The sequence below is a fragment of the Holdemanella sp. genome, from assembly GCF_056804935.1.
Genome location: NZ_DBMEXE010000169.1, coordinates 1 through 3604 on the forward strand (window position 1 = coordinate 1; position 3604 = coordinate 3604).

The 3604-nt window shown below is 35.2% G+C and carries 4 protein-coding genes and 1 other annotated feature; of the genes, 2 read left to right on the forward strand and 2 right to left on the reverse strand.

Features of this window, described 5'->3' with window-relative positions:
* Both ACZQCL_RS07545 and tyrS read left to right on the forward strand, forming a co-directional pair.
* The coding region (locus ACZQCL_RS07545) for a peptidoglycan bridge formation glycyltransferase FemA/FemB family protein (RefSeq protein WP_482482559.1) at positions 1–271 on the forward strand (271 nt) is incomplete at its 5' end.
* A 25-nt stretch (positions 272–296) separates the two neighbouring features.
* Positions 297–490, forward strand: a binding site (T-box leader).
* Positions 491–522: 32 nt separating this feature from the next.
* A complete protein-coding gene (tyrS, locus tag ACZQCL_RS07550) occupies positions 523–1755 on the forward strand; it encodes a tyrosine--tRNA ligase (protein WP_482482561.1) in 1233 nt (410 codons plus the stop codon).
* Between the two features lie 16 nt (positions 1756–1771).
* Here tyrS and mnmL read toward each other — a convergent pair whose 3' ends face one another.
* Positions 1772–2701, reverse strand: a complete 930-nt coding sequence (gene mnmL, locus ACZQCL_RS07555; RefSeq protein ID WP_482482563.1) for a tRNA modification radical SAM protein MnmL/YtqA — start codon at positions 2699–2701, stop codon at positions 1772–1774.
* A gap of 50 nt (positions 2702–2751) precedes the next feature.
* The coding region (aroF, locus tag ACZQCL_RS07560; RefSeq protein ID WP_482482565.1) for a 3-deoxy-7-phosphoheptulonate synthase at positions 2752–3604 on the reverse strand (853 nt) is incomplete at its 5' end.

Here is a 3604-nt window from a genome sequence, read left to right on the forward strand (position 1 = left end):
TTTGGTTGGATCAAGTAATTATGAACAAAGAGTCTTTAGAGGACCATATGCGATTCATTGGAATATGATTCAAGAAGCTATAGAAGAAGGGTATGAGTACTATAACTTCTATGGTATTAGTGGTTTATTCGAACCTGAACAAGAGGGATATGGAGTTTTTGATTTTAAAAGAGGTTTTAATGCTGTAGTGCATGAATATATTGGTAACTTTATCTTGCCGTGTAAACCATTTATTTTTAAAATTTACAACAATTTAAAACATATTTGTTGAGTTTAGATTCTAGATTCGATATAATAAATGCGCTATGATAAGAAAGAGTACACAGATTATCTATTTCTTAGAGAGAAACTGGCTGGTGTAAAGTTTCAAATAGACCTGTGGAATACACCTTGGAGCTTCAATTTTGACGTATACCTGCGTTAAAGGTTTAAGTGCATACAAAATTTTTTGTATGAAGTAAGGTGGTACCGCGATTCAATCGTCCTTATAGGGCGATTTTTTTTATTTTCAGGGAGGACAAAATGGAATTATTTGAAGAATTGAAATGGCGTGGCTTAGTTGACAATGTCACAAGTGAAGAAGTAGAAGATGTCATCAATAATGGGGAAGTTACATTCTATATTGGTACAGATCCAACGGCAGATAGCTTGCACATTGGACACTATTCATCTTTATTGATGGCAAAACGTTTAGAAAAACATGGACACCACCCAATTATGTTGGTGGGTGGAGCCACTGGATTTATTGGAGATCCAAAGGCCACTGGAGAAAGAAGTATGTTGACTCCAGAAGTTTTAAAATCAAACTATGATGCATTACATGCACAAATCTCTAAATTATGGGGCTTTGACATGGTGAATAACTTAGACTGGACAAAAGATATCACAATTATTGATTTTTTACGTGATTATGGAAAATTATTCAACGTAAACTATATGTTGAATAAAGAAACTGTTAAAAAACGTTTAGATTCAGGAATCAGTTATACAGAATTCTCTTATATGATCCTTCAATCTTTGGACTTCTTAAATCTATACCAGACAAAAGGATGTACTATGCAGATTGGTGGACAGGACCAATGGGGAAATATCACTTCAGGTCTAGAGTTGATTCGTAAAAAATGTGGCGCTGATGTGAAATGTTACGGATTGACTATGCCATTGATCACGAAGGCAGATGGAACTAAATTTGGTAAGAGTGAAACAGGAACTGTTTGGTTGGATTCTAAAAAGACTTCACCTTACGAATTATATCAATTCTTATTCAACACGGATGATTCAAAGGTCATTGAATATTTAAAGAAATTAACATTCCTAACAAAAGAAGAAATTGATGCTTTAGAAGTATCTTTAAAGGAAGATGCTGGAAGACGTGAGGCACAAAAGAAATTGGCTGAAGAAGTTGTACGTGATTTACATGGTGAAGAAGGTTTAGAATCGGCATTAAAAATCACAAACGCATTATTCAGAGGTCAACTCAATGATTTGGATGAACAACAACGTTTAGATGCGGTTAAAAACATGGACAAAGTAGATCAAGAAGCTGGAAAGACTTTAATCGATGTTTTAGTGGAGGCTAAGATTGCTTCAAGTCGTCGTGAAGCTAGAGAGTGGATCAAAGGAAATTCCATTAGCTTAAACGGTGTCAAAGTCAATGATGAAACTTTAGTTATTGATTCTACTCAAGCATATGTATCTAACTATGTGATCATTCGTCGTGGTAAGAAAAGATATTATTGTTTAAATTTGAAATAAAAATAAAAATACGTGGTTAGACATGTTTGCCTTGCCACGTATTTCTTTTTACCATTAACTTATCAATTTCATTTGTCACAATTGTTTTCTTGATTGTCCATTTTGGTTCTATTAAATCTTTCGCAATTCCATCACCTGTTAAACGTTCAATGATGACTTCTTGGGGTAATAACTCCAATTGATCGACTACAATATCGACATATTCTTCTAAAGTTAAAATATGAAATGGTTCTTTTTCATATTCTTTAGCCATTTGTGTCCCTTTAATTAAGTGCAGCATATGGATCTTAATCGCATCGACAGGATGTTTAGCAATCTGTTTGACAGTTTCTAACATGTCTTGTTTGGCTTCACCAGGAAGTCCATTGATAATATGTACACATGTTTTAATATTTGTGTCCTTTAATTTGTCTAACCAATCAAATACGATTTGTGTTGAATGTTTTCGATTACAACGTTCCATGGTGCTTTCATGTACGCTTTGAAGACCTAACTCTAGCCAGACTTCCTTATCTTGTTGATTTAAGTAGTCTATAATTTCATCATTTAAACAATCAGCACGAGTCGCAATCGAAACGCCAGGAATGTCTGAATCTTTAAAGAAAGGGTCATATATTTTCTTCAAGATAGGTAGTGGAGCATATGTATTGGAATAACTTTGAAAATACGCAAACCCAATACAATCAGGCCACTTGTTTTGCATGCGCTTTAAGCCTTCTTGATATTGTTTCTGTAAAGAATCATCAAAACATAAAATACTATCACCGGAGCCCATACTTGAACAGAAAGTGCATCCTCCTGTTCCTTTAAATCCATCACGGTTTGGACAGGTAAAGCCTGCATTTAATGGAATCTTCGCTACTTTTTGATGGTATTTATTGCGAAAATAATAATTAATGGTTTGATATCTTTTATTGTCATTTGAATAAGGATAAGGATTGTTCATTGTATCACCCAAAATATTCTAACATAAAAAGAAACTGCGTGTGCAGTTTCTTATAACTCTCTTCCAATAACTTTTGCGATGGCTTTTCCTTTTTCAACAAGTTCGGCATAACGTTTTGGTTTTAAGCTTTGAGCACCATCACTCCAAGCATTTTCTGGATCGTCATGTACTTCAATGATCAATCCATCAGCCCCAGCTGCAATAGCGGCAAGGGATAGGGATTCAATTAATTTATAATCACCAGCAGCATGACTTGGATCAATGATGATAGGTAAGTGTGTTCTTTCTTTAATGATGGGTACAACACTTAAATCCAAAGTATTACGTGTATAGGTTTCAAATGTACGAATACCACGTTCACAGAAAATGACGTTTGGATTTCCTTCTGACATAATGTATTCAGCAGCCATGATCCATTCTTGAATCGTAGCACTCATACCGCGCTTTAATAAAATTGGTTTTTTCGTTTTTCCTACAGCTTTTAATAAATCAAAGTTTTGCATATTACGTGCACCAATCTGAATGATATCTACATTCTCTACGAATTCATCTAAATGTTCTGCACTCATTAGTTCAGATACAATAGGAAGTCCTGTTTCTTCTCTAGCTTTTACCATGGCCATGATTCCTGCAGTACCCATACCTTGGAATGCGTATGGACTTGTTCTAGGCTTATAAGCGCCACCTCTTAACATATCAGCACCGGCTGCTTTTACTTCTCTGGCAATACGACAGATTTGGTCTTCACCCTCAACAGAACATGGACCTGCAATCATCGCAATTTTTTTGCCACCGATTTGAATGCCATTCACATCTACAATGGTATCTTCTGGATGAAACATACGGTTGGTCAATTTATAAGGTTGGGCAACACGCTGAACATTATAGACGATAGGGTTAGCC

Excerpts from the sequence above, each read along its gene's own strand:
- tyrS (WP_482482561.1), top strand. The coding sequence starts at position 523 with ATGGAATTATTTGAAGAATTGAAATGGCGTGGCTTAGTTGACAATGTC.
- mnmL (WP_482482563.1), bottom strand. The coding sequence starts at position 2,701 with ATGAACAATCCTTATCCTTATTCAAATGACAATAAAAGATATCAAACC.